The organism is Clostridium sp. X (genome assembly GCF_055755365.1).
Genome location: NZ_CM146912.1, coordinates 84,410 through 106,330 on the forward strand (window position 1 = coordinate 84,410; position 21,921 = coordinate 106,330).

25 protein-coding genes are annotated in these 21,921 nt (G+C 30.1%); 3 read left to right on the plus strand and 22 right to left on the minus strand.

Annotated elements, in window-relative coordinates; genetic code table 11:
* Nucleotides 1–301 precede the first annotated feature (301 nt).
* From pepF to ACX0KU_RS00450, 5 genes are all read right to left on the minus strand, one after another.
* Nucleotides 302–2,101 (minus strand): oligoendopeptidase F, encoded by a 1,800-nt coding sequence (pepF, locus tag ACX0KU_RS00430; RefSeq protein WP_472990983.1) that lies wholly within the window; start codon nucleotides 2,099–2,101, stop codon nucleotides 302–304.
* 39 nt (nucleotides 2,102–2,140) lie between these two features.
* The gene (locus ACX0KU_RS00435; RefSeq protein ID WP_472992374.1) at nucleotides 2,141–2,542 is read right to left on the minus strand and encodes a DUF6762 family protein; all 402 of its coding nucleotides are present in this window, start codon (nucleotides 2,540–2,542) and stop codon (nucleotides 2,141–2,143) included.
* A 172-nt stretch (nucleotides 2,543–2,714) separates the two neighbouring features.
* Entirely contained in the window at nucleotides 2,715–3,056 is a 342-nt protein-coding gene (locus ACX0KU_RS00440) for a single-stranded DNA-binding protein (protein ID WP_472990984.1), read from the minus strand.
* 79 nt (nucleotides 3,057–3,135) lie between these two features.
* Nucleotides 3,136–3,687 carry a manganese efflux pump MntP gene (locus ACX0KU_RS00445; protein ID WP_472992375.1) on the minus strand — a complete coding sequence of 184 codons (552 nt, stop codon included), beginning with the start codon at nucleotides 3,685–3,687 and terminating at the stop codon, nucleotides 3,136–3,138.
* 141 nt (nucleotides 3,688–3,828) lie between these two features.
* Complete coding sequence (locus ACX0KU_RS00450; protein ID WP_472990985.1) at nucleotides 3,829–4,857, minus strand: hypothetical protein; 1,029 nt, start codon at nucleotides 4,855–4,857, stop codon at nucleotides 3,829–3,831.
* A gap of 166 nt (nucleotides 4,858–5,023) precedes the next feature.
* Here ACX0KU_RS00450 and galU point away from each other — a divergent pair, with 166 nt between their 5' ends.
* On the plus strand, nucleotides 5,024–5,929 hold the full coding sequence (gene galU, locus ACX0KU_RS00455) for a UTP--glucose-1-phosphate uridylyltransferase GalU (protein WP_472990986.1): 906 nt from the start codon (nucleotides 5,024–5,026) through the stop codon (nucleotides 5,927–5,929).
* A gap of 72 nt (nucleotides 5,930–6,001) precedes the next feature.
* On the opposite strand, the gene ACX0KU_RS00460 is transcribed toward galU, so the two are convergent.
* From ACX0KU_RS00460 to ACX0KU_RS00470, 3 genes are all read right to left on the minus strand, one after another.
* Nucleotides 6,002–6,481, minus strand: a complete 480-nt coding sequence (locus ACX0KU_RS00460) for a VanZ family protein (RefSeq protein ID WP_472990987.1) — start codon at nucleotides 6,479–6,481, stop codon at nucleotides 6,002–6,004.
* Nucleotides 6,482–6,775: 294 nt separating this feature from the next.
* Nucleotides 6,776–7,756 carry a UDP-glucose 4-epimerase GalE gene (gene galE, locus ACX0KU_RS00465; RefSeq protein WP_472990988.1) on the minus strand — a complete coding sequence of 327 codons (981 nt, stop codon included), beginning with the start codon at nucleotides 7,754–7,756 and terminating at the stop codon, nucleotides 6,776–6,778.
* Nucleotides 7,757–8,242: 486 nt separating this feature from the next.
* Nucleotides 8,243–8,647: a hypothetical protein gene (locus ACX0KU_RS00470; RefSeq protein ID WP_472990989.1), complete on the minus strand. Its 405-nt coding sequence runs from the start codon at nucleotides 8,645–8,647 to the stop codon at nucleotides 8,243–8,245.
* 209 nt (nucleotides 8,648–8,856) lie between these two features.
* On the opposite strand from ACX0KU_RS00470, the gene ACX0KU_RS00475 reads away from it, so the two are divergent.
* Nucleotides 8,857–9,054, plus strand: coding sequence for a hypothetical protein (locus ACX0KU_RS00475; RefSeq protein WP_472990990.1), 198 nt, complete (start codon nucleotides 8,857–8,859; stop codon nucleotides 9,052–9,054).
* 764 nt (nucleotides 9,055–9,818) lie between these two features.
* Here ACX0KU_RS00475 and dprA read toward each other — a convergent pair.
* From dprA to ACX0KU_RS00515, 8 genes are all read right to left on the minus strand, one after another.
* On the minus strand, nucleotides 9,819–10,904 hold the full coding sequence (dprA, locus tag ACX0KU_RS00480; protein ID WP_472990991.1) for a DNA-processing protein DprA: 1,086 nt from the start codon (nucleotides 10,902–10,904) through the stop codon (nucleotides 9,819–9,821).
* 10 nt (nucleotides 10,905–10,914) lie between these two features.
* A complete protein-coding gene (locus ACX0KU_RS00485; protein ID WP_472990992.1) occupies nucleotides 10,915–12,456 on the minus strand; it encodes a YifB family Mg chelatase-like AAA ATPase in 1,542 nt (513 codons plus the stop codon).
* Between the two features lie 25 nt (nucleotides 12,457–12,481).
* Nucleotides 12,482–13,030, minus strand: coding sequence for a transposase (locus ACX0KU_RS00490; protein WP_472990993.1), 549 nt, complete (start codon nucleotides 13,028–13,030; stop codon nucleotides 12,482–12,484).
* A 212-nt stretch (nucleotides 13,031–13,242) separates the two neighbouring features.
* The gene (locus ACX0KU_RS00495) at nucleotides 13,243–13,482 is read right to left on the minus strand and encodes a hypothetical protein (RefSeq protein ID WP_472990994.1); all 240 of its coding nucleotides are present in this window, start codon (nucleotides 13,480–13,482) and stop codon (nucleotides 13,243–13,245) included.
* A gap of 34 nt (nucleotides 13,483–13,516) precedes the next feature.
* The gene (locus tag ACX0KU_RS00500) at nucleotides 13,517–13,660 is read right to left on the minus strand and encodes a hypothetical protein (protein ID WP_472990995.1); all 144 of its coding nucleotides are present in this window, start codon (nucleotides 13,658–13,660) and stop codon (nucleotides 13,517–13,519) included.
* A 215-nt stretch (nucleotides 13,661–13,875) separates the two neighbouring features.
* Nucleotides 13,876–14,157, minus strand: a complete 282-nt coding sequence (locus ACX0KU_RS00505) for a M domain protein (RefSeq protein WP_472990996.1) — start codon at nucleotides 14,155–14,157, stop codon at nucleotides 13,876–13,878.
* A 327-nt stretch (nucleotides 14,158–14,484) separates the two neighbouring features.
* Nucleotides 14,485–14,787 carry a DUF2442 domain-containing protein gene (locus ACX0KU_RS00510; RefSeq protein ID WP_472990997.1) on the minus strand — a complete coding sequence of 101 codons (303 nt, stop codon included), beginning with the start codon at nucleotides 14,785–14,787 and terminating at the stop codon, nucleotides 14,485–14,487.
* Between the two features lie 12 nt (nucleotides 14,788–14,799).
* A complete protein-coding gene (locus tag ACX0KU_RS00515; RefSeq protein ID WP_472990998.1) occupies nucleotides 14,800–15,060 on the minus strand; it encodes a DUF4160 domain-containing protein in 261 nt (86 codons plus the stop codon).
* 450 nt (nucleotides 15,061–15,510) lie between these two features.
* Between ACX0KU_RS00515 and ACX0KU_RS00520 the strand changes: the two genes are divergently transcribed.
* A complete protein-coding gene (locus ACX0KU_RS00520) occupies nucleotides 15,511–15,744 on the plus strand; it encodes a transposase (protein WP_472992376.1) in 234 nt (77 codons plus the stop codon).
* A 352-nt stretch (nucleotides 15,745–16,096) separates the two neighbouring features.
* Here ACX0KU_RS00520 and ACX0KU_RS00525 read toward each other — a convergent pair whose 3' ends face one another.
* From ACX0KU_RS00525 to ACX0KU_RS00550, 6 genes are all read right to left on the minus strand, one after another.
* Nucleotides 16,097–16,324: a hypothetical protein gene (locus ACX0KU_RS00525; RefSeq protein WP_472990999.1), complete on the minus strand. Its 228-nt coding sequence runs from the start codon at nucleotides 16,322–16,324 to the stop codon at nucleotides 16,097–16,099.
* A 164-nt stretch (nucleotides 16,325–16,488) separates the two neighbouring features.
* Nucleotides 16,489–17,058, minus strand: coding sequence for a transposase (locus ACX0KU_RS00530; RefSeq protein ID WP_472991000.1), 570 nt, complete (start codon nucleotides 17,056–17,058; stop codon nucleotides 16,489–16,491).
* Between the two features lie 226 nt (nucleotides 17,059–17,284).
* Entirely contained in the window at nucleotides 17,285–18,139 is an 855-nt protein-coding gene (locus tag ACX0KU_RS00535) for a hypothetical protein (protein WP_472991001.1), read from the minus strand.
* On the minus strand, nucleotides 18,136–19,686 hold the full coding sequence (locus ACX0KU_RS00540; RefSeq protein ID WP_472991002.1) for a lipopolysaccharide biosynthesis protein: 1,551 nt from the start codon (nucleotides 19,684–19,686) through the stop codon (nucleotides 18,136–18,138). Before ACX0KU_RS00540 ends, ACX0KU_RS00535 begins: the two co-directional genes overlap by 4 nt.
* Entirely contained in the window at nucleotides 19,679–20,794 is a 1,116-nt protein-coding gene (locus tag ACX0KU_RS00545) for a radical SAM protein (RefSeq protein WP_472991003.1), read from the minus strand. Before ACX0KU_RS00545 ends, ACX0KU_RS00540 begins: the two co-directional genes overlap by 8 nt.
* Nucleotides 20,795–20,806: 12 nt before the next feature.
* On the minus strand, nucleotides 20,807–21,841 hold the full coding sequence (locus ACX0KU_RS00550; protein WP_472991004.1) for a polysaccharide pyruvyl transferase family protein: 1,035 nt from the start codon (nucleotides 21,839–21,841) through the stop codon (nucleotides 20,807–20,809).
* Nucleotides 21,842–21,921 lie beyond the last annotated feature (80 nt).

Consider the following 21,921-nt stretch of genomic DNA (forward strand, 5'->3'; position numbering starts at 1 on the left):
ATTACACCTCGTAAAATTGGTTTCATTTGCTGTCCAAATCTATATTTATAATAGCTATACTCTTTTTAATATCTATTTTAATATGATTCCAATATTAATTAAATAAGCTTCAATTATACCTATTATAATATAATCTTGAAGATATTTCATCATTTTTGGTGCAATTTCTAAATTTTATAAATACTTGACTTCAAAATTCTTCAAAATAGTGCAGTTTTCTTTATCAAAATCACTTTCTGTGAATCCTGTAACAAAAAAACTTTAGGTGAAATAAATACTCACCTAAAGCCAATAACTCTCTTTATTTATCCAGCATATCTAAAAGTTCATTAAATCTTGCTATAGTATCCTCAATTGGTTTTGGTGTAGTCATATCTACTCCCGCTTTTTTCAAAATATTAATAGGATAATCTGAACCACCACTCTTTAAGAAACCTATATATTTTCCTACAGCTTCATCGCCTTTTTCCATTATCTGTTTAACAAAAGAGTTTGCTGCTGAATATCCTGTAGCATATTGATAAACATAGAAGTCATTATAAAAATGTGGTATTCTAGCCCATTCCATATCTATTTCTTTATCAATTATTATGTCTTCTCCAAAATACTTAACATTTAAGTCGTGATATATTTTGCATAACTCTTCACTTGTAAGAGGTATACCCATATCTGTCTTCTCATGAGTTATTTTTTCAAATTCAGCAAACATTATTTGTCTAAATACAGTTGTTCTTATCTGTTCAAGTTGTGTATTTATAAGATATAATTTTTTCTTTTCATCCTTTTCATTTTCTATAAGATAGTTTATTAAAAAGTTCTCATTTACAGTGGAAGCTACCTCTGCACAGAAAAGAGTATAATTAGCATACACATAAGGCTGTTCTTTTCTTGAATAATAAGAATGTATTGAATGCCCCATTTCATGAGCAAAAGTTGATACATCATTTAATTCATAGTTATAGTTTAAAAGTACATAAGGCATTGTATCATAGGATCCCCATGAATAGGCTCCTTTTCTCTTTCCCTTATTTTCATATATATCTATCCATCTATTTTCAATTCCCTCATCAAATATTTTTGAATATTCTTCTCCGAGGGGTTTTAAAGCTTCCTTTACAAGCTTTATTCCTTCATTTAGCTCTATATGCATCTTTGGAGTATCTATTACTGGAACATATAAATCATACATATGCATTTCATCAAGTCCAAGCAATTTTTTCTTTACTCTTACATATCTGTGAAGTGTATCAAGATTATCATTTATAGTTTTAATTGCATTATCATACACTTCAACAGTTATATCATTAGGTTCTAAGGAGCTTTCAAGAGAACCTTTATATTTACGAGTTTTTGCCATAAGAGAAAAGTTTTTAATTGAAGATGTTAAAGAAGAAGCTATTGTATTTCTAAACTGCTCGTAAACTCCAAATAAAGCTTTAAAAGCAGCTTCTCTTACTTTTACATCCTTTGATTTTAGATAGATACCATAATTACCTTCAGTTAATTCTACCTCATGTCCTTCTTCATCTTTTATATTAGGAAAAGTCATATCTGCATTTGTAAGCATTCCAAATATACTTGAAGGAGCATTTAAAGCATCAGATACAGATGCTAAAAGTTCTTCAACTTCCTTACTTAGGGTATGAGGCTTTGCCTTTAAAAGTCTTTTAAACATGAAATCATATACTTGAAGTTCTTTAAGAGATTTTATAGCCTCCTCTATGACCTTCTCGTCATAAGATAAAATCTCTGGTGTGAAAAATGCAGACATTGCTGATAGCTCAGCAGAATATGTTTCTATTTTGTTCTTTAGCGCTTGGTTAGTATTGTTTGTAGTATCCTCATCAGCCTTTAAGAATGCATAGATTAAAAGCCTATCAGTAAGTCTGGATACTTCTTCATCTAATTTTAAAAAAGCTAAAAGTTCTTTTGGATCGCTTAATTTACCTTGAAATGCACTTAGCTTTGGTGCCATTTCTTTTAGCGTTGAAAAATCCTTTTCCCATTCCTCTGAACTAGGATATATTTTCTCTACATCCCATTTATCTTCTTTTGAAATCTCTTCTCTTCTCTTAACCTTTTTTACTTCACTCACAAACATACACCTCACTTTTTATTAGATAACAATACCTATTTCCTATTACATGTACTCTGACTTTTTTATCTCTGCTTCTTTAAACACTCTATTTAATTCCTCATTTATTATGCCACAAACTTCATTTAATTTTTCTGCCATATCCATATGTTCTTCAATATAATCAAATTTAACTAACCAGGTAGGATTGTATTCATCGTCTTTTTCTTCAATCTCATAACCCTTACTTTCAAATACTTCTTCATTAAATAATTCATATACAGCAGTGTATTCCCACTCTTCTACATCCTTTTTAGTGTCAAAGTACAAATGTACTCTCTCATCTTCTTGGCTAAAGAAGAACTTTGTTACATATTCTGCTCCTTCTCTAACTTCATAACTTCCTAATTCGTCAACAAACTTATTATCCTTATCCACTTCCATTAATACTAATGCTGCAAAATCCATAATTATCTCCTTTTTCATTTCATTCTATTTTATATGAATTATATTACCATATATTATTTACTAGGTAAATTGTAACTATACAACCATTTTTCTGGTAATACAAGAATTTTGCTCACTACTAACTAGGAATAGAGAGTAAAAAAGAAGCTGCCTTCGCAACTTCCTTTTTTAGCTATACTGCTGTTTCCTTTTGTTTTCTGCTGTCTAAAAATTGTATTTCCTGGGCAATAACTTCACTAATATATTTTTTTGTGCCATCTTTTGTCTCGTAATCTCTCGTTTGAAGTCTTCCTATTATGCTTATTAAACTACCCTTTTTAGTATACTTAGCTAAATTCTGAGCATTTTTTTCCCAAGCCACTACGGGAATAAAATCCGCTCCTCTCTCTCCATTTTCATTAACAAAATCTCTGTTTACAGCTAACTTAAAAGATGCTAAATACTTATTATTTTCTTTAAGCTCCTTTAATTCAATATCCTTTGTGATTCTACCAATAAACATAACCTTATTCATGAGAAATCCTCCAGTACCAATATATTTTTTTAAGATTATATCCATTAAAATAGTTGTTAAACACTCTATTTATAATTAATTATAAAAGTATCATTTTTAATCCAAATAAAATTAAAATAATTCCACCTACATAATCTGCATACTGGGAAATAATATAAATTTTCCTTAAATATTTGGCAATTAAAAATGCAATTATACACATTATAAGAGTAATAATTCCTATAAATACACTTGCTTCAAAGAGAACAAATCCTTTTTCAATGCTGTTCAAAACTGTAAACCCAACAACCGCAGCATCTATACTTACTGATACCCCAAGAATTAGATACATCTTTCTACTTACAAGTATGTTTTTATCGTGCTTCTCAGAGCCCTCTTTTAGCATAAGCAGTCCTACAAGAATGATTATTATACCTCCAATTATCTTAGGTATACATAATATGTACGTATTAAATAAATATCCTAAATAAGCTCCAGCAAAAGAAAGAATAAACTGAAAAAAACCAAAGGATATAGAAAACCAAATTTTACTTCGCCTTTTAACCTTTGGGTTTAATCCTATGCTCAAAGCTACGCCAAAAGCATCTAAAGCAAGTGCCAAGGAAATTAAAAATAGCGAAAAAATCCCAATATAAAATATTCCCATAAAAAAATCCCCTCATATATTTTTAAGATGCAGAACTTTATCTGTTCTATAAAAATATATGAGGGGCCTTTATAACTTAGTACAAGTTGTTTTATTTGTCATAAACTCTTAATTAGTACTCTTCTATTACATTCCATAATCATCTTTAATTTCCATAGCATTATTTAAATCAACACCACTAAATACTTTAGATTTAAACTTCTCTTTTTCTTTTGGAGTAAGTGTATCGTAAATGGACATAACTCTCTTTACATCTCCCCAAAAATTATATGATGGATTACTTTGTAGCGTATTTGCAGTGGAACTCATTATACTTATCATCTGTTTCTCTTTGGAAGTGGATGCACTGCCTTGTAATGAGCCTAGTTCACCTGCTATTTGTGCAAGGGATTGCCTTGTATCTTGCTTAGAATTATTATCTTTAGGATTACTGTTTTTAGTCTCATTTCCTACCTTGTTCCCGGAGTTCTTGTAATCAATCCCGCTGTTAGTTCCTTTATTGGCATTAGAGTTATCTTTTGAACCTGCTTTTGCTTGCTCCTGAATCTTTTTAATAGATTCGTTAGTCTTTGCTAGCATCTGCTTTGTTTCCTCTTTAGCTACAAGAAATAATTTCCCATTAGCAAATTTAAAAGAGTCTATATCATCTGGCAAAATACTACGATCTATAACTATGTACTCCCCTTCTACATTAATCTTATTATTAAAGTTTTTACTTATATAATTTAATATAGTGCCTCTAGGTATAGTAATTTTACCTACCTTGAAAAATTCTGGAGTATAAACTACCTCTTTATTATCTATACTAAAAGTACCTTTCGTAGATAAAAGAATTGGAAATGACTTAAACTTAACTGGAATTAAAGTTGTGACTTCATCCTCTTTTATGTTCATATTTAATCCTCTTATAGTCAAACTTCCTTTTGTTAATCCTTCCTTAAAATAAGATGATCCTAATGCATTTATTTCATTTTCACTAAGGGCTAACTCTCCTTTGTTTTTAACTGTATCTAATAGTACACTCATAAGCACATTAAAAGATTCGTCACTACTATATTCCTTATATCCCCCATGTGAAAAAACAAGATATCCACTAAGAATTAATATAAAAAGTCCTATAGCAGTTATTTTAAATGTTTTGTTTTTAAAGTTCATCCTTATCCCTACCCCTCTTTTCTAAAACCATATAAAAATATTTTACCATTATATATATTTCTGGTAAATGAATTATTTTTCCCATTCTTACTTGAAATTTAGAGGATACTATACTTTCTTGTAGAATATTAGTATTTATATATTACGTAAGAAAGGTGAAATGTACATGACAGTAAAAAAAGCGATTATACCAGCAGCAGGTTTAGGAACTAGATTTCTTCCTGCAACCAAAGCTCAACCTAAGGAAATGCTTCCAATCCTCGATAAACCTACCATACAGTTCATTATTGAAGAAGCCGTAGCCTCAGGTATAGAAGAAATTCTTATTATAACCGGTAGGAATAAAAGAGCAATCGAAGATCATTTTGACAAATCAGTAGAACTTGACCTTCAGCTAGAACAAGGAAACAAAACGGATCTTCTCGAAATAGTCAGGAATATTTCTAATATGGCTGATATTCACTATATAAGACAAAAGGAACCTAAGGGCCTAGGTCATGCTATAAGCTGTGCTAAAGCTTTTGTAGGCAATGAACCTTTTGCAGTTATGCTAGGTGATGATGTAGTCGATAGTGAGACTCCTTGTCTAAGACAACTAATAAACTGCTTTAACGAGTACAAAACAAGTATTTTAGGCGTTCAAGAAATTCCACATGAAGATGTATCTAAATATGGCATAGTAGAGGGATTCCACATAGAAGATAGGGTCCATAAAGTACGAAATTTAGTTGAAAAACCTTCAGCAGAGGAAGCCCCATCAAACATTGCAATCCTAGGTAGATATATAATAACTCCTGAAATATTTAATATACTTGAAAACACCCCTCCTGGAAAAGGTGGAGAAATACAGCTCACTGATGCATTAAATACTCTCATTGAAAGAGAAGCTATGTATGCTTATAATTTCCAAGGAAGAAGATATGACGTTGGTGATAAACTTGGATTTCTCCAAGCTACTATAGAATACGCTCTAAAAAACGAGGACTTAAAAGAAAACTTTATAAACTATCTTTTCTCACTAAAAAATCACGATGCTATAAAAAACTTTTCTAAAGAAAAATCTTTTATATGATATTAAAACAAAACTGCTACAAATTTTATCATTTGTAGCAGTTCTATTTTTTTATGTATACATCTCTAATAATTAATCACTAAGTTTTCGAGAAACATTTTTTCTTCTAATATATATTTTATAATAAGTAAAATAATATATAATTGTTCCAGCTACAGCTCCCCCAAAATCAATCAACACATCTCCTACATCTGAAGTCCTACCTTGAACAAACTTTTGGTGAAATTCATCTGTTACAGCATAAAATAAACATATAAAAAGTATGTATACTATAGCATTCTTTCCTTTAAAATCATTAGTAAAGAAGGCTATGCCAATGAGCAGTGCTAATATAAAGTATTCAATAAAATGTCCATTTTTTCTTATAATAACATTCAGTTTCTGCTTTTCGCTTTTTACATGAGTTGTAACCTTTTTTATTTGTTCCCCTGTCTTTTCTATGGTACTTAAGAATGCATAACTTGTTTTGTTAGACACCTCTCCGCTATTGTTAGAATTATAAAAAATAACTCCCATCCATAATATGCATAAAAATATAGATAGTTTTTTCATATAAACAACTTCCTTCTAATAATTTATGTATAATATATATGATTTTTATCCATAATCACTAATATTAGTTACTAGCTTTTATATTATGAATAAGTTAAAGTTTCAGAATTTTCAACGATAATCAATAATAGAGCTATGGAGGATTACTATGAAAGACTTTGTGTTTCTGACTTTACTTATATTTATACCTCTTGTTATAATTATAACTCTCGCTTTATGCAAAGCTGCTTCAAAAGATACTAAAAGATATAAAGGCTAGTAGAGAGGTACTACTCTACTAGCTTATTTAGTTCTTTAGTACCCATCTGGATGGGTTCTATGCCACTCCCAAGCTGTTTTTATTATAGTTTCAAGTGAATCATATTTAGGAACCCATCCTAATTCCATCCTAGCTTTCTCACTAGAGGCTATTAGGATAGCTGGATCTCCAGCCCTTCGTTCTGCAACTTCAGCCTTAATATCACATCCAGTTACATCTCTTACTGTTTCTACTACTTCCTTAACTGAAAAACCTTTTCCATTCCCTAAATTATAAGTTCTACTCTCCTCACCTTTTCTTAACCTGTGAAGAGCAAGAACATGAGCACTTGATAAATCAGTTACATGAATATAATCTCTTATACATGTACCATCCTCTGTTTTATAGTCATCTCCAAAAATCATTATCTTTTCTCTTTTCCCAAGTGCTACCTGAAGTATTAGTGGAATTAAATGAGTCTCTGGTGTATGATCCTCCCCTATTTTCCCACTTATATGAGCACCTGCAGCATTAAAATATCTTAAAATTGTATACTTTATTCCATATGCTCTATCACACCATTTTAATATTTTCTCTACTGCAAGTTTTGATTCCCCGTAAGGATTAGTCGGGTATGTATTGTCCTCTTCTAAAATTGGTATATTCTCAGGCTCACCATAGGTAGCTGCTGTCGATGAAAACACTATATATTTAATATTATGTCTTTTCATACTATCTAATAAATTAATAGTAGAAGAAACATTGTTTTCAAAATACTTTAAAGGCTCCTCTACACTCTCTCCAACTAAAGAATATGCTGCAAAATCTATTACAGAGTCTATTTTATTTTCAGTGAATATTCTATCTAAAAGTGCACTGTCTCTTAAATCTCCCTCATAAAACCTTCCACCAAGTATAGCCTTTTTATGACCCTTTTCAAGATTATCTAAAACAACAACGTCTTCCCCTTTTTCTAAAAGCTCCACCACTGTATGGCTTCCTATATATCCCGCTCCACCACAAACTAAAACTGCCATATTTTTTCCTCCTGTGTTTGTAATAAACAATTTTCCTATATCAAATATAAATTTTTATTTTTTCAAAAACTTCGCTATAAAACAAAATCTATTCTTCTATTATAACATGAAACTTACTAATTTTGCCTATTTCCCTTTTAAGGATTCTAATTATTTTAAATCTTAAGATTCTTAAACCACTTTTTAAAATTTTATCCAAAATATTATATTTTTATAACGAATTAATTATTACTTTATGCAAAAAATATAATTGTAAATCTTAAACTAAAGGAGTGGATTTAAAATGGCTAAAAAAGGCATGAGACGTATTGATGAAGATGAGAATATACAAACACCAAAGAAGAAGAAAAGAAAAGAGGATGATCCTCGCCAAGTTCCTGAAGTTAAATAATAGTTCACTTAGTATTAATAAGGAGACTTAACCCTAAGTCTCCTTATTTCTTTCAAATTAATTTTTATATTTACTTTTCCTGATCTAAGTTATCCCTATATATCAGTTAAATAACCAACTGGAATATAAACATTTGTTCCATTAATACTTAATATGTATAGCCCATTAACTTCATCCACAATAGTAATTACATCATTTTTTTTAAATTTTTTTACCTCTACAGGAGTATTATCTTCAATCTTAAATGCAACAACATCCTTTATTACTTTTAAAGATGAAGGAAATGATTTACTCGAAATTGCATTTACAAATTTCTCTTCATTAGCTTTAGCTTCTTCCATTTTTATACTTTCCATTCTACTAGCTATTCTTTTTCGTTCTTTATTGTCCTTTATAGTACCAAATCCGATAACCCCTACTGTAGCAATCCCTAAAAAGATAATAAACCACCAACTAGAAAATATCTTCCTTGTATAATATCTCATTTTATAATATCTCATAAAGTTCCTCCCTTACACATACTATATCCATATTATACCACTTTCTATAAATCAATTACAAATAATGTAATTTTATTTTTATATCAAATTCTCATGGGTTTCCTTCTATTTCGACAAATCACTGTAACTCTTCTATGAGGATTTAAAAATATAATAGATTTATTTAAAAATGGGTAGTATATGTACAAGAATAAATTGAGGTGATACTTATGGAAATGTATGATAACACTAAATTAAATAATCGCTTACAAGAACTTAATGAAGAAGAATCTAATTTACAAAAAAGCCTACTAAAAAATTCAAATTCTCTATCTCAGGATGCAATTAAAGAAGTTGAATATTCACTAATAGGTGTAAAAACCGAAAAAGAGCAAATCAAAAATATGCTCTCTGGTGGGTTTTATTAAGTATTTAAGTAATTCGCTAAATTTCTTTGTAAAATAAAATAAAAATGGCCGTTATTTAGCAGCCATTTTTATTTCATGGCATGTTATAGTTTACTAACCTCATGTAAATCAATGTTATTATAAATCTTTACTTCTGCTAAAACTTGTGCATCATGCTCTTTAGTCAATTTGTCAATTACTTCTTTAGCTAAAGGACTCATTTAATCACGCCTTCATTTACTAAAACTATTATTATAATTATACCAAATTAATTATTGTTTTACACTTATATTTTAACTTTGCTCAATCTCTATTTAACAAAAAAATCTAGAATTTGTAATACTGTAATCTCTTAATAACTAAGAGCTTACAGTAATTTTTTTTATATATTACATTTTTATAAAAGTACTACGTGTATGTAAAAAACACTTACGACTTTCCTTTTTTCTCTTGAGTTGCATATTTACTATATAAAACCACAACAAAGGAGAGAAAATAAATGAATAACAAAACTTTAAGTAACTTTGGTAATATATTTGAGTATAAAAATGCATACTGAAGACTTATAAAAGATAATATAGTTCCTAATATAAAATCTATTATAGCAAACAAACCCTATGATTATATAAAAAGTGTACGAGCTACAGGATTTCATAAGATAGATGGAGTAGATTGTTTCCTTACATCAGACAGTGCAGTAGATAAATATATGAATACCTTTGTAGGTGGAAGCTTTTTAAAAGGAAAACTTTTAGAGAATAACATTATTACAAGGGTCTGACCCTTTACAAAGTGAAATATCTTCCAGCAGCACATCGTATTATTCCTTTTAATTCCATCGAAAATATAACTTCTATAATAGTTGACTTATCTACATTCAAAGCTAAAACTATTTCATCTATTGTATATGACTTACTTTTAATCAAATCTAATATAAATTTTTCTTCATCTCTTATATTAATAATCTCATTTTTCATTTTCACTTCGTCTATTTTAGTAGAATTGACAGTATTATTTATACTTAATTGATTTGGATTTAAATAAATACTACATCCATCAGATATAAGATTATTCGTACCCTTACTCTCTTTAGAATATATATTATTAGGAACAGCCAAGATTTCTTTGTCTTGTTCTTTAGCATATTTGGCTGTAATTAGAGCACCACTGTTTTCTCCTGCTTCAACTACTAAAATCTTTTCAGAACAGGCACTTATAAGTCTATTTCTTTTAGGAAAGCTTTGTCTACTCGGCATAGTTCCAGGAGGATATTCAGAAATTACTACTCCGTTATTAATTATTTTTTTCATAAGTTCAGTGTGTTCTTTCGGATAGCATATATCTACCCCACATCCTACAAAAGCTACAGTATAACCCTGAGATTTTATACAAGCTGTATGTGCATAACTATCTATTCCTTTAGCCATACCGCTTATTACGGGAATTTTATTCTTAGCTAAGAAGGTTGCTGCTTCAACTGTCACATGTTTCCCATAATCAGAACAACGTCTTGACCCTACAATTGCAACACCAGATATATTATCATATAGATTTCCTTTGTAATAAAGTAAAATTGGCATACCCGAATATTTATCTATAATTGAAGGAAACTTTTTTTCTTCATATGTAGTAATACTTATACCTTGCTTTTCACATTCATCCAAGATTTTTTTACACTTATCTATATCTTTTGATTCAACTATACTTTCTGAAAGTTTTTCTCCTATTTCTCCCAGTTCTTTTAATTCTGCTTTTGTTGCGTTATAAATTTCTTCTGGAGTTATAAATTTTTTAAGTAGTCTTTTAGCCGTGACTGGTCCAACTCCTTTTAATTCATTGACCCAAATCCAGTATAAATAATTCTTTTCCATAAACTCCTCTTTAAACTACCATCATATTTGATTGTTCTTTCTCTAAATCTCTACACATAAGAGCTTTTGCAATATCCTGTTTTCTAATATCTGTTGATTCATCCATGTCTGCAAATGTTCTAGCTACTTTTAAATACTTATGATATGACCTTGCACTAAACTTAAATCTTTCATATGCTACTTGTATCAAGTTTTTACTCTCACCATCTAAAGCACAAAACTTTTTAATTAATCCTGGAGTTATTTCAGCATTACAATTCACGTTCTCTATATCTATGTATCTTTCCGTTTGAATTTCTCTTGCTCGCTCTACCTTTTCTCTTAATTCTTTAGAACTTATTCCCTTATTGTAATTAGATAGTTCCATAAATTCTACTGATTGTGCATACTTTTGAATATCTATTCTATCTAAAATTGGCCCTGATATCTTCTGTCTGTATTTTAAAATTTCATAATCTGTGCATCTACATCTAGTATCTCCATAATATCCACAAGGACAAGGATTCATAGCTGCTACCATCATAAAATTAGCTGGATATGTATGAGTGTATTTAACTCTAGAAACTGTAACTATATTGTCCTCCATAGGTTGTCTTAAAGCTTCTAAGGTCCTTTTATTGAACTCTGCTATCTCATCTAAGAATAGAACACCATTATGAGCAAGAGATATTTCTCCTGGCATTGCATTATTTCCTCCTCCTATAAGTGAGTTCATAGACGCATTGTGGTGAGGTGATCTAAAAGGTCTTTGTGTTATTAAACTTCCTTTATTCTTTAAAAGTCCTGCAACACTATAAATTTTAGTTACTTCCAAAGCCTCACTTTCTGCCATAGAAGGTAAGATGGTAGGAATTCTCTTTGCTATCATAGACTTTCCACAACCCGGAGATCCTGACATTATAATATTGTGTCCACCTGCTGCAGCTATAACTATATACTCTATAACAGAATCTTGTCCTTGAACATCTTCAAAATCTAATAAGTAATCCTTGTATATTTTATGTTTACTTTTGTATTCATCTAAAGGCTTATTATATGTGCCTGTATCGTCTAAAAACTTTACTACTTCACATAATGTTTGAAAGGCAAAAATGTTTATATTACTAACTAAGGAAGCTTCTTCTAGATTATCCTTAGGTACAATTAAATTATTAATACCTTTCCGCTTGGCCTCTATTGCCATAGGGAGTATTCCTGAACATGGTCTTAACTCTCCATTTAATGATAGCTCTCCTATAAATGCAAATCTATCAATTTCATTTACAGTTATTTGTTTTGTTTGCACTAGTATCCCTATAGCCATTCCTAAGTCAAAATGCGATCCGCTCTTCTTTATATCTCCTGGAGCTAAATTAATTACAACTTTCATCTTCGGAAATTCATACTTTTCATGATTTATAGCAGCTTCTAGTCTTTCTCTCGCTTCTTTAATGGCTGCATCTCCAAGCCCCACTATTGAAACCGAAGGCTGCCCAAATATAGTATCTGTTTCTATATTAACTACATAAGCATCTATTCCAGATATTGCAAAACTATTAATTACTGAAGCCAAATATATTCACTCTTCTTTCTATCTATTATTTCATTGCACTTTCTACATAAGATTTATATAACTCTCTACAATTTTCTTTGTTAAAATAAAATAATAATTTTTCACTTTCAATAATTTTCTCTTTTTCTTTTCCTATATACATACTGTAACTACTCCATTCATATTCTGCTGGATGTTCTACCATTCTAGCTCTTACAGGATTAAGATGTATATATCTACTAGACTCTAATACATAATTATCATTTTCTATTAGCTCTGATCTATATCTATCCTGAAATAAATGTCCTATATAATTATATTTTTTATTGAAATTCCACGCATATCTACTATGTACCCTTTTAATAAAATCTGATATATCCCTATCTTCTGTTTCAACTTCAAGATGCACATGATTTGTCATCAACGTATACGCTATTATATGATATCTATTATCATAATACTCAATAGCTTCTTGCAAATAATTTAAATATAGTTCATAATCTGTTCTATCCCGAAATATATCATTTCTACGATTTCCTCTTGCTATTACATGTAGTTTTGCTCCTGGATACCACTTATGTTTTTTTCTTGGCATACTATTCATCCTTTTTCTCTTTTATTATTATAATTCTTAACTTTAAACTACATTTTAATCATTATCTCCTGCTTATTTTACTTAAATTTAGCATAAAAATTGAAAAAAAATAAAGTTATCAATTCTCTGAACTGACAACTTTATCTTTTTATTTATATTAAATATCTTATATTTCATGATTACTTTAACAAGGGTCTGACCCCTTACAGGATCTATTTTACTGCTTTTAATTTTGATATATCATTCCAATTTTTAGATGTTATCATTTCTACAGCTGTAAGATCTTCTCTAATTCCTTTAACTTCACCCTCAACTCTTGCAATTGCATTATTAACTTTATCTATATCTGCTTTGTGAATTCCACTTACATGTTCCAATGCTCTTAATATTCGTGTATGTTTATCAAGTTTATTATTAATAGTTTTTAATAATTCTAAAACTTCATTGTCCATTTTGTTCACCACCAATAAATTTTATACTTATATTTTAACATTGCCATATGCTAGTTTCAAAATTAAATCTAACTTGGCTAAATTTCCACTTAACGCCAAGAACAGTAGAATATACATACTCTACTGTTAAATATGCCATCTTTGGCTCAGCCTCTTTATTTATTATCTCTATTTTCATCTAACGCGTCTATTTCTTATTTGATTTTGCCTTAAACCCTCAACTTCATCTTTTTCATATCCAATTCTTTCTTCTCCAGTGTGGCAAATTTCATTTACTCACCTACTTACAGTCTTTCTCAGGGATCTGACCCCTTTGCGATGGGCGACTTCGTCGAACTGAGCTTGATGGGGTGCTTGAGAAAGAAAAAAGAACCTAGATTAATAGGCTCTTTGCTATTTTATTGCTCTTCGCTTTTCAATGAAATTTCCAATCCCATTAATAGTTCCTTCTACATGGGCAACTTTGTATTTTAGATTATCTATTTCAGCTGTTTTTATATTATTGCTATGTTCAATAGCCTTTACTACATCAAATATTTCATCTTGTCTTTTTTCCATGCTTTCCTGTTTTTTTTCTATATTATCTAACTTTGATAATATTAATCCAAACATTTGCTTTGCTTCTTTATCCATTGTTTCACCAGCCATTTCAGAACTCTTAATTAATTTTAACACTTCCGATATTATATTTCAATATAATCTTAGCTTCGCTAAACTCCCATTTAACGCGAAAAAACAGTAGAATATACTCACTCTACTGTTCTTACTTATTTTAACTATTCCTTCTATGGCTACGCCACTTTATTTACTCTATCTATTCTTTATCATCATCTTAACGCGTCTATTTTTTATTTGGTTTTGCCTTAAACCCTCAACTTCATCTTTTTCATATCCAATTCTTTCTTCTCCAGTGTGGCAAATTCCATTTACTCACTTTCTTACAGTCTTTCCCAGGGGTCTGACCCCTTTGCGATGGGCGACTTCGTCGAACTGAGCTTGCTCCTAATGCGTATATGATTTAAATAGTTCAATAGGTTCTTCAACTTCAGGACAATTATACAGTTCAAAAGGATCTAGATCTAAACAATTTCCTTCATCAAAGTTCCCATTAATATCCCAAGCCAATGTACCATTTAAAACAGTACATCTATCTATAAAAATACTTTTACTTTTAAGCTGAGTAAATATACCCTTATTTATTATTTCTGATGCATCAAATAATTTTATAGATCCATCATCAAAATATATATATACTTTATACTCATTAGTTGGTATAACTTGAATAACTTCTGGAAAGTAATCCATAAACATTCCTCCTTATGATAAAGGTGCTATCTTATTTAGCTTTTCATGTAATCTTGCTAATTCCCAATTCTGCATTAATTCATCCTTATGTAGCTCTGCCCAAGCTAATACTAGTTTTAGCTGTCTCTTTGGAAGCATACCTTTAATTACTTTTACATTTATTATATTAATTAAGGCTTTATCACCATTATATTCGGCATGAAAATGTGGTGGTACATGATCACTATAGTTTATAGTTATTCTAATACCGAAAAATAAGCTTATTTCTGGCAATATAAATCACTCCTTCTTTTACTAACATTATTACTATAATTATATCAAATTACTTAAGCTTTTACACTTGTATTTTAACTTCGCTAAATCTCTATTTAACGCGAAAAAACAGTAGAATATATACACTCTACTGTTCTTACTTCTTTTAACTACCATCTCCGGCTACGCCACTTTATTTACTATCTATATTCCCTATCCTCATCTAACGCGTCTGTTTTTTTATTTGGTTTTGCCTTAAAACCTCAACTACATCTTTTTCACACCCAATTTTTTTCTCATCCGTCGTGGCATTTCCATTTGCTCACTCACTTACAGTCTTTCCCAGGGGTCTGACCCCTTTGCGAAAGAAGTATGATTGAGCTTGCTACGGTTCTTAGATGAGGGAAAGGGAGCAATCCCTTTTTCTTAATCGATTATACTAACAAACAATTTAAGAATAAGCTTGACAGTATTGGTGCTACTCAAAGCATGTCTCGCGTTAGCAGATGTATTGACAATGGGCCAATGGAGGGATTTTGGGGAACACTCAAATCTGAAATGTACTACCTCAGTAAATTTCATACATTTGGGGACTTAGATCAGGCAATTAACGAATATATACAGTTTTATAATACCACAAGATTACAAAAAAACCTAAAAGGTCTGACTCCGATGGAATATCGAAATCAGACCTTGACAGGATAGTATCTTTTATTTTTTTACCTGTCTACTTGACAGGGAGCAGTTCACACTCTACTGTTCTTACTTCTTTTAACTATGCCATCTCCGGCTACGCCACTTTATTTATTATCTCTATTATTTATTCTCATCTAAATCAATGTTTTTTATTTAGTTTTGCCTTTAAACCTCAACTACATCTTTTTCATACCCAATTTTTTCTTCATCCGGCGTGGCATTTCCATTTGCTCACTTCTTCCAGATTTTACACCCCTGGGGTGCTGGCGAAGGATGAATGACTGAGCTTGCTAATATTTTGTGATAAAATAATTTTACATATTTCAACAGGGGTTTGGCCCCTTTGTGAAGGGCAACTTCGTCAAACTGAGCTTGCTAAATCCTCCAAAGGAATTAAATCTTCTTGTGAGTTTTTATATTCTTTCAATATTTTTATTTCTTCTTCATCTGGTTCATCTTCTTTTATTATGTTCCATTCCTTTTCTTTCTTTTGCTTCAGATATTCATAGAAATCTAATACTTCTGCTAAAACTTGTGCATCATGTTCTTTACGCAATTTGTCAATTACTTCTTTAGCTAAAGGACTCATTTAATCACTCCTTCATCTACTGAAACTATTATTATACCAAATCACTTCAGCTTTTACACTTATATTTTAACTTCACTAAATCTCTATTCAAAGCGAAAAAATAGTAGAATATATACACTCTACTGCGCTCACTCTTTTCTATATATAATCTCCATTATAAAATATTATACTACTGGATTATTTATGTTAGTAGACATTTCAACAAATTCTCTATAAAGTTCAACTTGCCTTTCTTTATTAAAATAAGAAAGAATCTTAGTATATGATACAAATTTACTTTCTTCTGCACCTATGTATATTTTATAACTACTCCATTTATATTCCTGAGGGCTATTTACCATCTTAGCTCTTACAGGATTTAAATGAATATATCTGCTTGTTTCTAGCATTTGAGGATCACTTTCGATTAATTCGGAATAGTACCTATCCTGAAATAAATGCCCGATATAATTATATCTTTTATTATAATACTTTGCATACATACTGTTTATTCTGCCTATGAAACTGCCTGCTGACTTATTTTCCGTTTTTATTAATAAGTGTATATGGTTATCCATTAAACAGTAGCATATTATTTCATAGTTATCATATTCAAAATATTCTAGAGCTTCTTTCATTAAGGATACATATTTAGTGAAATCGCCTTCGTCCTTAAATATATCGTTTCTATGATTCCCTCTAGCTGTTATATGATAACTTGCTCCATGATACCAATTTCTTTTAGGTGTTGGCATAATCAAGACCTCCTTTTTTATTCTTGATTATAACCAATTTTCCAGAAATTACACCCCTGGGGTGCTTGCGAGGAAGAATGACTGAGCTTGCTAAAAACCTCAACTTCATCTTTTTCATATCCAATTCTTTCTTCCCCGGAGTGGCATTTCCATTTGCCCACTCACTTACAGTCTTTACCAGGGGTCTGACCCCTTTGCGAAGGGCGGCTTCGTCGAACTGAGCTTACTAATTAAATTCGAATCTTAATTTATAATAATGCGCGAACCTGCAGACTTCCCTTATCTTCCATATTGATTGACTTTTAAGACTTCCTTGTTTTAATAGCCATTCATGTGTAAATACCTCTATCCTTTTATCAGTATCATTTTTCACTAAATCAAACATCGACGAATAAGGATTTTCTGTGTTATCTAGTCTTAAATCAGTTTTTATAAACATCAAGTTCTCATCATAGTATATCTCGTTACTATATATAATTTCATTAATACTATCATCAAAATAATAAGAAATTCTAGTATCATCAGCAGTATAGAAAATGCTAGTATCCTTTGAAATGTATTTTAAGATTTCCCTATTACCAGAAAACATTGAAAGCCTGGTTGCTTTATCAATTGCGTTTTCTCCCACAACATCAACAAGAGAATTCATCGTTGAATTATACTCATTCTTGAAAGAATAAAGATCAATTTCATTTAAATTCTCTTTGCTGTTATAAGCATGGAAATTAAATTTTAACCAATCTGAGTTTTGCTCAAATTCTAGTCTGTATTTTTTTGTACAATCTTTCAATTCAAACCCATTCCAGTTAGCGAATACATAAAAACTAAATACAGCACCATACTCATCATGCATTTCCTTACAAAACTGTAAGGTTGGATTATCAAAAATAGATGTGTATTTTTTTTCGTTTACTGTTAAATCAGAAAAAAGATCAAGCGTGTCGTCTATTGAAATATGTATAGTATAATCCGAATAATCATAATTTAACCAGTTATTTCTTATTGCATTTACAGTTATTCCAAAAAAGAGGCACACAATAACTAATAGAAAAGAAATAATCCTTTTAATCATTTGTTTCATTTTTTATCTCCCTTTAAAAACATCAGTTTCCCTTTTAACCAATCTATAGTTGTTACAAAATCTTTATCAAACGAAAGACCAAATATAAATACAATATTAGGAACAACTAAACAAATAATAAACCTTAATATTAATCCTAATAATGAAACTGCTTGTATGCTTTGACAAGTAAGATATGTAATTACACAAGCTACAAATGTTACAAACATGTAATAAAAATATTTTGTAAAATATTTGGCCATGTTTTTTTTCTTTTCATTGAAGAAATATTTGAATAGAACAATAGTTGACCACGGAAATATCACTATTACTATGGATATAATGGTTGATAATAGAATTCCATATATTCCAACCATTTGAACTAATATTATATTTAATATAAGGTTAACTATTGATGCGACTATCGGTCTATATTTATCATATTCCCACATTCCAGCTGCATCTTTATAAAGGTTCACAATTTCCATCATTTTCCATATATAGAAGTATACAGAAAATAACATAAGAATACTAAGTGGAAAAGTTAAAGATTCACCAACCCATAATTCCATAAATGGCTCATATAGGCAAAGTAAACATACTGTACACCAACCAACTAGCCAACTGTTAAGCATAAATAGTTTAAAAAAGTCTTTAAGATTTTTATCTTTATTTTCAACTACCAAACTGTTACCAATTCCTGGTCTTATTGAATCATAAAATATTGCTAAAAATGCAAAAAGAGAGGTGATAATAAAATAATAATTGTTATACTTGCCAAGCATTGAAAGCCCAATAAAAGCAGAGATAACAATACTATCAACAGATGTTAATACAACGCCTCCAATTTTGTATAAAAACAGTGCTTTTACTTTTTTTACGATATTGTCAATGACACTCTTTTCAACTTCCCCCTCAGGTCTATATTTTTTAAATTGCTTACAAGATATATAATTTATCAGCAGATTATTTAAAATAGTGCCAACCACCATCCAAATTATATACATATAATAATTCTTTGTGATGATAAGGAATACTATCTGGAGTATATTTTGTGACACTAAAACAATAGCAGATATTTTACTAATAACATCATTTCTATGATGGGCAATAAAAAGACAATTCTTATAAGCAAATAAAAAATAAGTCAATACAGTATTAAGCAAATAAATATAATATAAGACATAAACACTAACATCTGATGGTGTTTCGCCTGAAATTATATTGTTTAAAAAAGGAGAGATTAAAAGACCTACAGCAAGAATGATAAAGCCGATTATTGTATATACTTTCTTGTAAACTTTTAGTAAAGCACATATTAAGTTTTTATCGTCTCTTGCAACAGCGTCATACATACTGAAAACTATAGCCGAACCAACTCCAAGCTCAGCCAAATTAAGCATACTTAGTATGGATGTGAATAGGCTTGTAAGTCCGACATATTGGATACCAAGATAGTAGATAATAATAGTTCTAGCAATAAACGGGAGTACAAGTGCCAATATTTTATACATCAATCCAAACCCTATATTACGTACAGAGTTTTTGGTTCTGGATATACTAACCATTATAATTCCCCTTCTTGAAAGTATATAAAATAGATCTAAAAATGCTGTGTTTTATAAAATACAATAGATCCTTATACGTTCTTTTATTTCCATATAATTTTTTTTCTTTGGCAGTATACAAAGAGTTTTCTTCTTTTAATTGATGGCTCAAAAATTCTTTCATTTCTGGACTAAGCCACGCTCTACCATCGACTGTAACTCTATTTCTCATAGTAGCATACACTGGAGTCTCTAATTCAGGAATTAGGCCCACCGTTAAGAATGCATGTGAATTAAAACAATGAGCTTCTTTACAATTTTTACCTATGCAATGATTAAAATCTATCGGTTCATTAATATCCTTGTATATATTTTGTGTATTTCCACAGTAACACTGACGCATTTCTCCTGTTCCTAAATCCAAATACCCACTCCATGCGCCAGCATAACAAAACTCTCTTCTTTTGATATTAAAAGTCGACATCTTAAAATCAAAAAATTGAGAATTAAATTGTCCCCATGTTTTTAAGTATTCATCCCTGTTCAAATTTGTTAAAATTGGAACATCCATTTTTCTGTCGTCTCTAGCCACTGATATATGGCACAATGCCCCAACATTTTTCAAGCAAACTTCTTTAATTTCTGGAATAAGTGGTATTAATTCATCATTAGGTGTTAACTCCAAAGAGAAAGAACAGCCAGCATTCCATACTTTTCTAATGTTTTCAAAATACTTATCCATTAAATTTAAACGTTTCAATTCCAAATAGTGAAACGAAAATTTAAACCCTAAATGTGGCAATAAATCACTAGGTACAATTTCTAAAATCTCATCAAATCTTTTAAAAATACTTCCATTTGTTACAACAAAAATATAATGACCTTCTTTTAACAACTCATAGATTATTTGTGGCATTTCTTTCGGTAGGAGCGTTTCTCCCCCACCACACATGTTGATATGTACTTGCCCCCCTAATCTTTCAGCCGATAACGCCTTCCTTATATGTTCAGGGGAGTAATCGAACTTTGGCAAAGCCTTATCAAATCTATGTTGCTGAGCAATATAACAATAATGGCACCTAAAATTACAAGTCTCTACCGGCACCCTAATATCGATAAATCTTTTCATTGAATTTCTCCTTTAAATAATTTGATACAAACGAAAAAATTCATTTGTTAAATCTACTTTTTCTACTCTAGAATTTATCAATCTATTTATTTGATTAAATTCTAATTCATTTTCATTAATGCATTTATAGCCTTCTGCATTTTTTATCCAATAATAAACACCACTTACCTTTTGACTTATATTATCGAATGACATACATGGTGTTTCGCCCAAATAACTAAAAATCATGGCATGAAGTCTATCGCAAATAACAAGTGAGTAACTAGAAAAAGTGCCTATTTTATTGCTTACCTCTTCAGCTGCTTCGCTTATTTTAATCTTTCTCTCTGCAATCGTGCTTTCAAAATCATATTGTAATTTTTGACTATCAAGATAATCTATCAATTTATTAGGATTGAATATACGCTCTTTATCATTTCGAAAGCACAATAATATCTTGCCATTTTTATTATGATTAACCTTACATTGTTGATAGGCTAGAACTATATCAGGCACCAACAGAACATTACAGCATACTAATTTTATTAATACATCATATGACTTTTTTTCTCGAACGCAGATTGTTAAATCTGTATGTTTATTCACAACGTTTTTAAACTTTTCTACTTCATCAATACATTTTTCGTCAAAATATACTGTTTGTGGGAAAATAACTATTTTATTATTCTTAAACAGCGAAAGTATATTTAAAACTACATCATTCTCTTTTTTCCAAAGGGTTCCTAAAAAGCCTCCTCCTGGAAGGAATAATTTATCTTGCTTTTTAATATGCTTTTCGATTTGATGTAAACAAAATCTACATTGATTATAAGAAAATCTATATACATAGCTATGAGGATACTTTTTTTTAATAAAATCATACTCGGAAACAGCTATGGCATGATCTCCTAAGTTTTCATGTGTGGGAAGATCAAGTAAAATAATTTTGGCCTGCCTATCTTTTTTTAATCTTATAAATTCTTTATCAAAGAACAAACCAATTTTAGTTGTCAGAAAACTAGCAGTATCCAAGAGCATTCTCTTTAGTTTTCTTAAGTATTTTCGCATTAAAACTTAACCTCCAAATTAATTCTCTTATTATTTTTAAAAATATAAAGCCTAGTAAACTATGACTTCGGAAGATACAT

Bases quoted from the DNA above. Each gene is read 5' to 3' on its own strand.
- pepF (WP_472990983.1), bottom strand. From the start codon at position 2,101: ATGTTTGTGAGTGAAGTAAAAAAGGTTAAGAGAAGAGAAGAGATTTCA.
- ACX0KU_RS00435 (WP_472992374.1), bottom strand. From the start codon at position 2,542: ATGGATTTTGCAGCATTAGTATTAATGGAAGTGGATAAGGATAATAAG.
- ACX0KU_RS00440 (WP_472990984.1), bottom strand. From the start codon at position 3,056: ATGAATAAGGTTATGTTTATTGGTAGAATCACAAAGGATATTGAATTA.
- ACX0KU_RS00450 (WP_472990985.1), bottom strand. From the start codon at position 4,857: ATGAACTTTAAAAACAAAACATTTAAAATAACTGCTATAGGACTTTTT.
- galU (WP_472990986.1), top strand. From the start codon at position 5,024: ATGACAGTAAAAAAAGCGATTATACCAGCAGCAGGTTTAGGAACTAGA.
- ACX0KU_RS00460 (WP_472990987.1), bottom strand. From the start codon at position 6,481: ATGAAAAAACTATCTATATTTTTATGCATATTATGGATGGGAGTTATT.
- galE (WP_472990988.1), bottom strand. From the start codon at position 7,756: ATGGCAGTTTTAGTTTGTGGTGGAGCGGGATATATAGGAAGCCATACA.
- ACX0KU_RS00470 (WP_472990989.1), bottom strand. From the start codon at position 8,647: ATGAGATATTATAAAATGAGATATTATACAAGGAAGATATTTTCTAGT.
- ACX0KU_RS00475 (WP_472990990.1), top strand. From the start codon at position 8,857: ATGGAAATGTATGATAACACTAAATTAAATAATCGCTTACAAGAACTT.
- dprA (WP_472990991.1), bottom strand. From the start codon at position 10,904: ATGGAAAAGAATTATTTATACTGGATTTGGGTCAATGAATTAAAAGGA.
- ACX0KU_RS00490 (WP_472990993.1), bottom strand. From the start codon at position 13,030: ATGCCAAGAAAAAAACATAAGTGGTATCCAGGAGCAAAACTACATGTA.
- ACX0KU_RS00495 (WP_472990994.1), bottom strand. From the start codon at position 13,482: ATGGACAATGAAGTTTTAGAATTATTAAAAACTATTAATAATAAACTT.
- ACX0KU_RS00500 (WP_472990995.1), bottom strand. From the start codon at position 13,660: ATGAAAATAGAGATAATAAATAAAGAGGCTGAGCCAAAGATGGCATAT.
- ACX0KU_RS00510 (WP_472990997.1), bottom strand. From the start codon at position 14,787: ATGGATTACTTTCCAGAAGTTATTCAAGTTATACCAACTAATGAGTAT.
- ACX0KU_RS00525 (WP_472990999.1), bottom strand. From the start codon at position 16,324: ATGAGTCCTTTAGCTAAAGAAGTAATTGACAAATTGCGTAAAGAACAT.
- ACX0KU_RS00530 (WP_472991000.1), bottom strand. From the start codon at position 17,058: ATGCCAACACCTAAAAGAAATTGGTATCATGGAGCAAGTTATCATATA.
- ACX0KU_RS00535 (WP_472991001.1), bottom strand. From the start codon at position 18,139: ATGAAACAAATGATTAAAAGGATTATTTCTTTTCTATTAGTTATTGTG.
- ACX0KU_RS00540 (WP_472991002.1), bottom strand. From the start codon at position 19,686: ATGGTTAGTATATCCAGAACCAAAAACTCTGTACGTAATATAGGGTTT.
- ACX0KU_RS00545 (WP_472991003.1), bottom strand. From the start codon at position 20,794: ATGAAAAGATTTATCGATATTAGGGTGCCGGTAGAGACTTGTAATTTT.
- ACX0KU_RS00550 (WP_472991004.1), bottom strand. From the start codon at position 21,841: ATGCGAAAATACTTAAGAAAACTAAAGAGAATGCTCTTGGATACTGCT.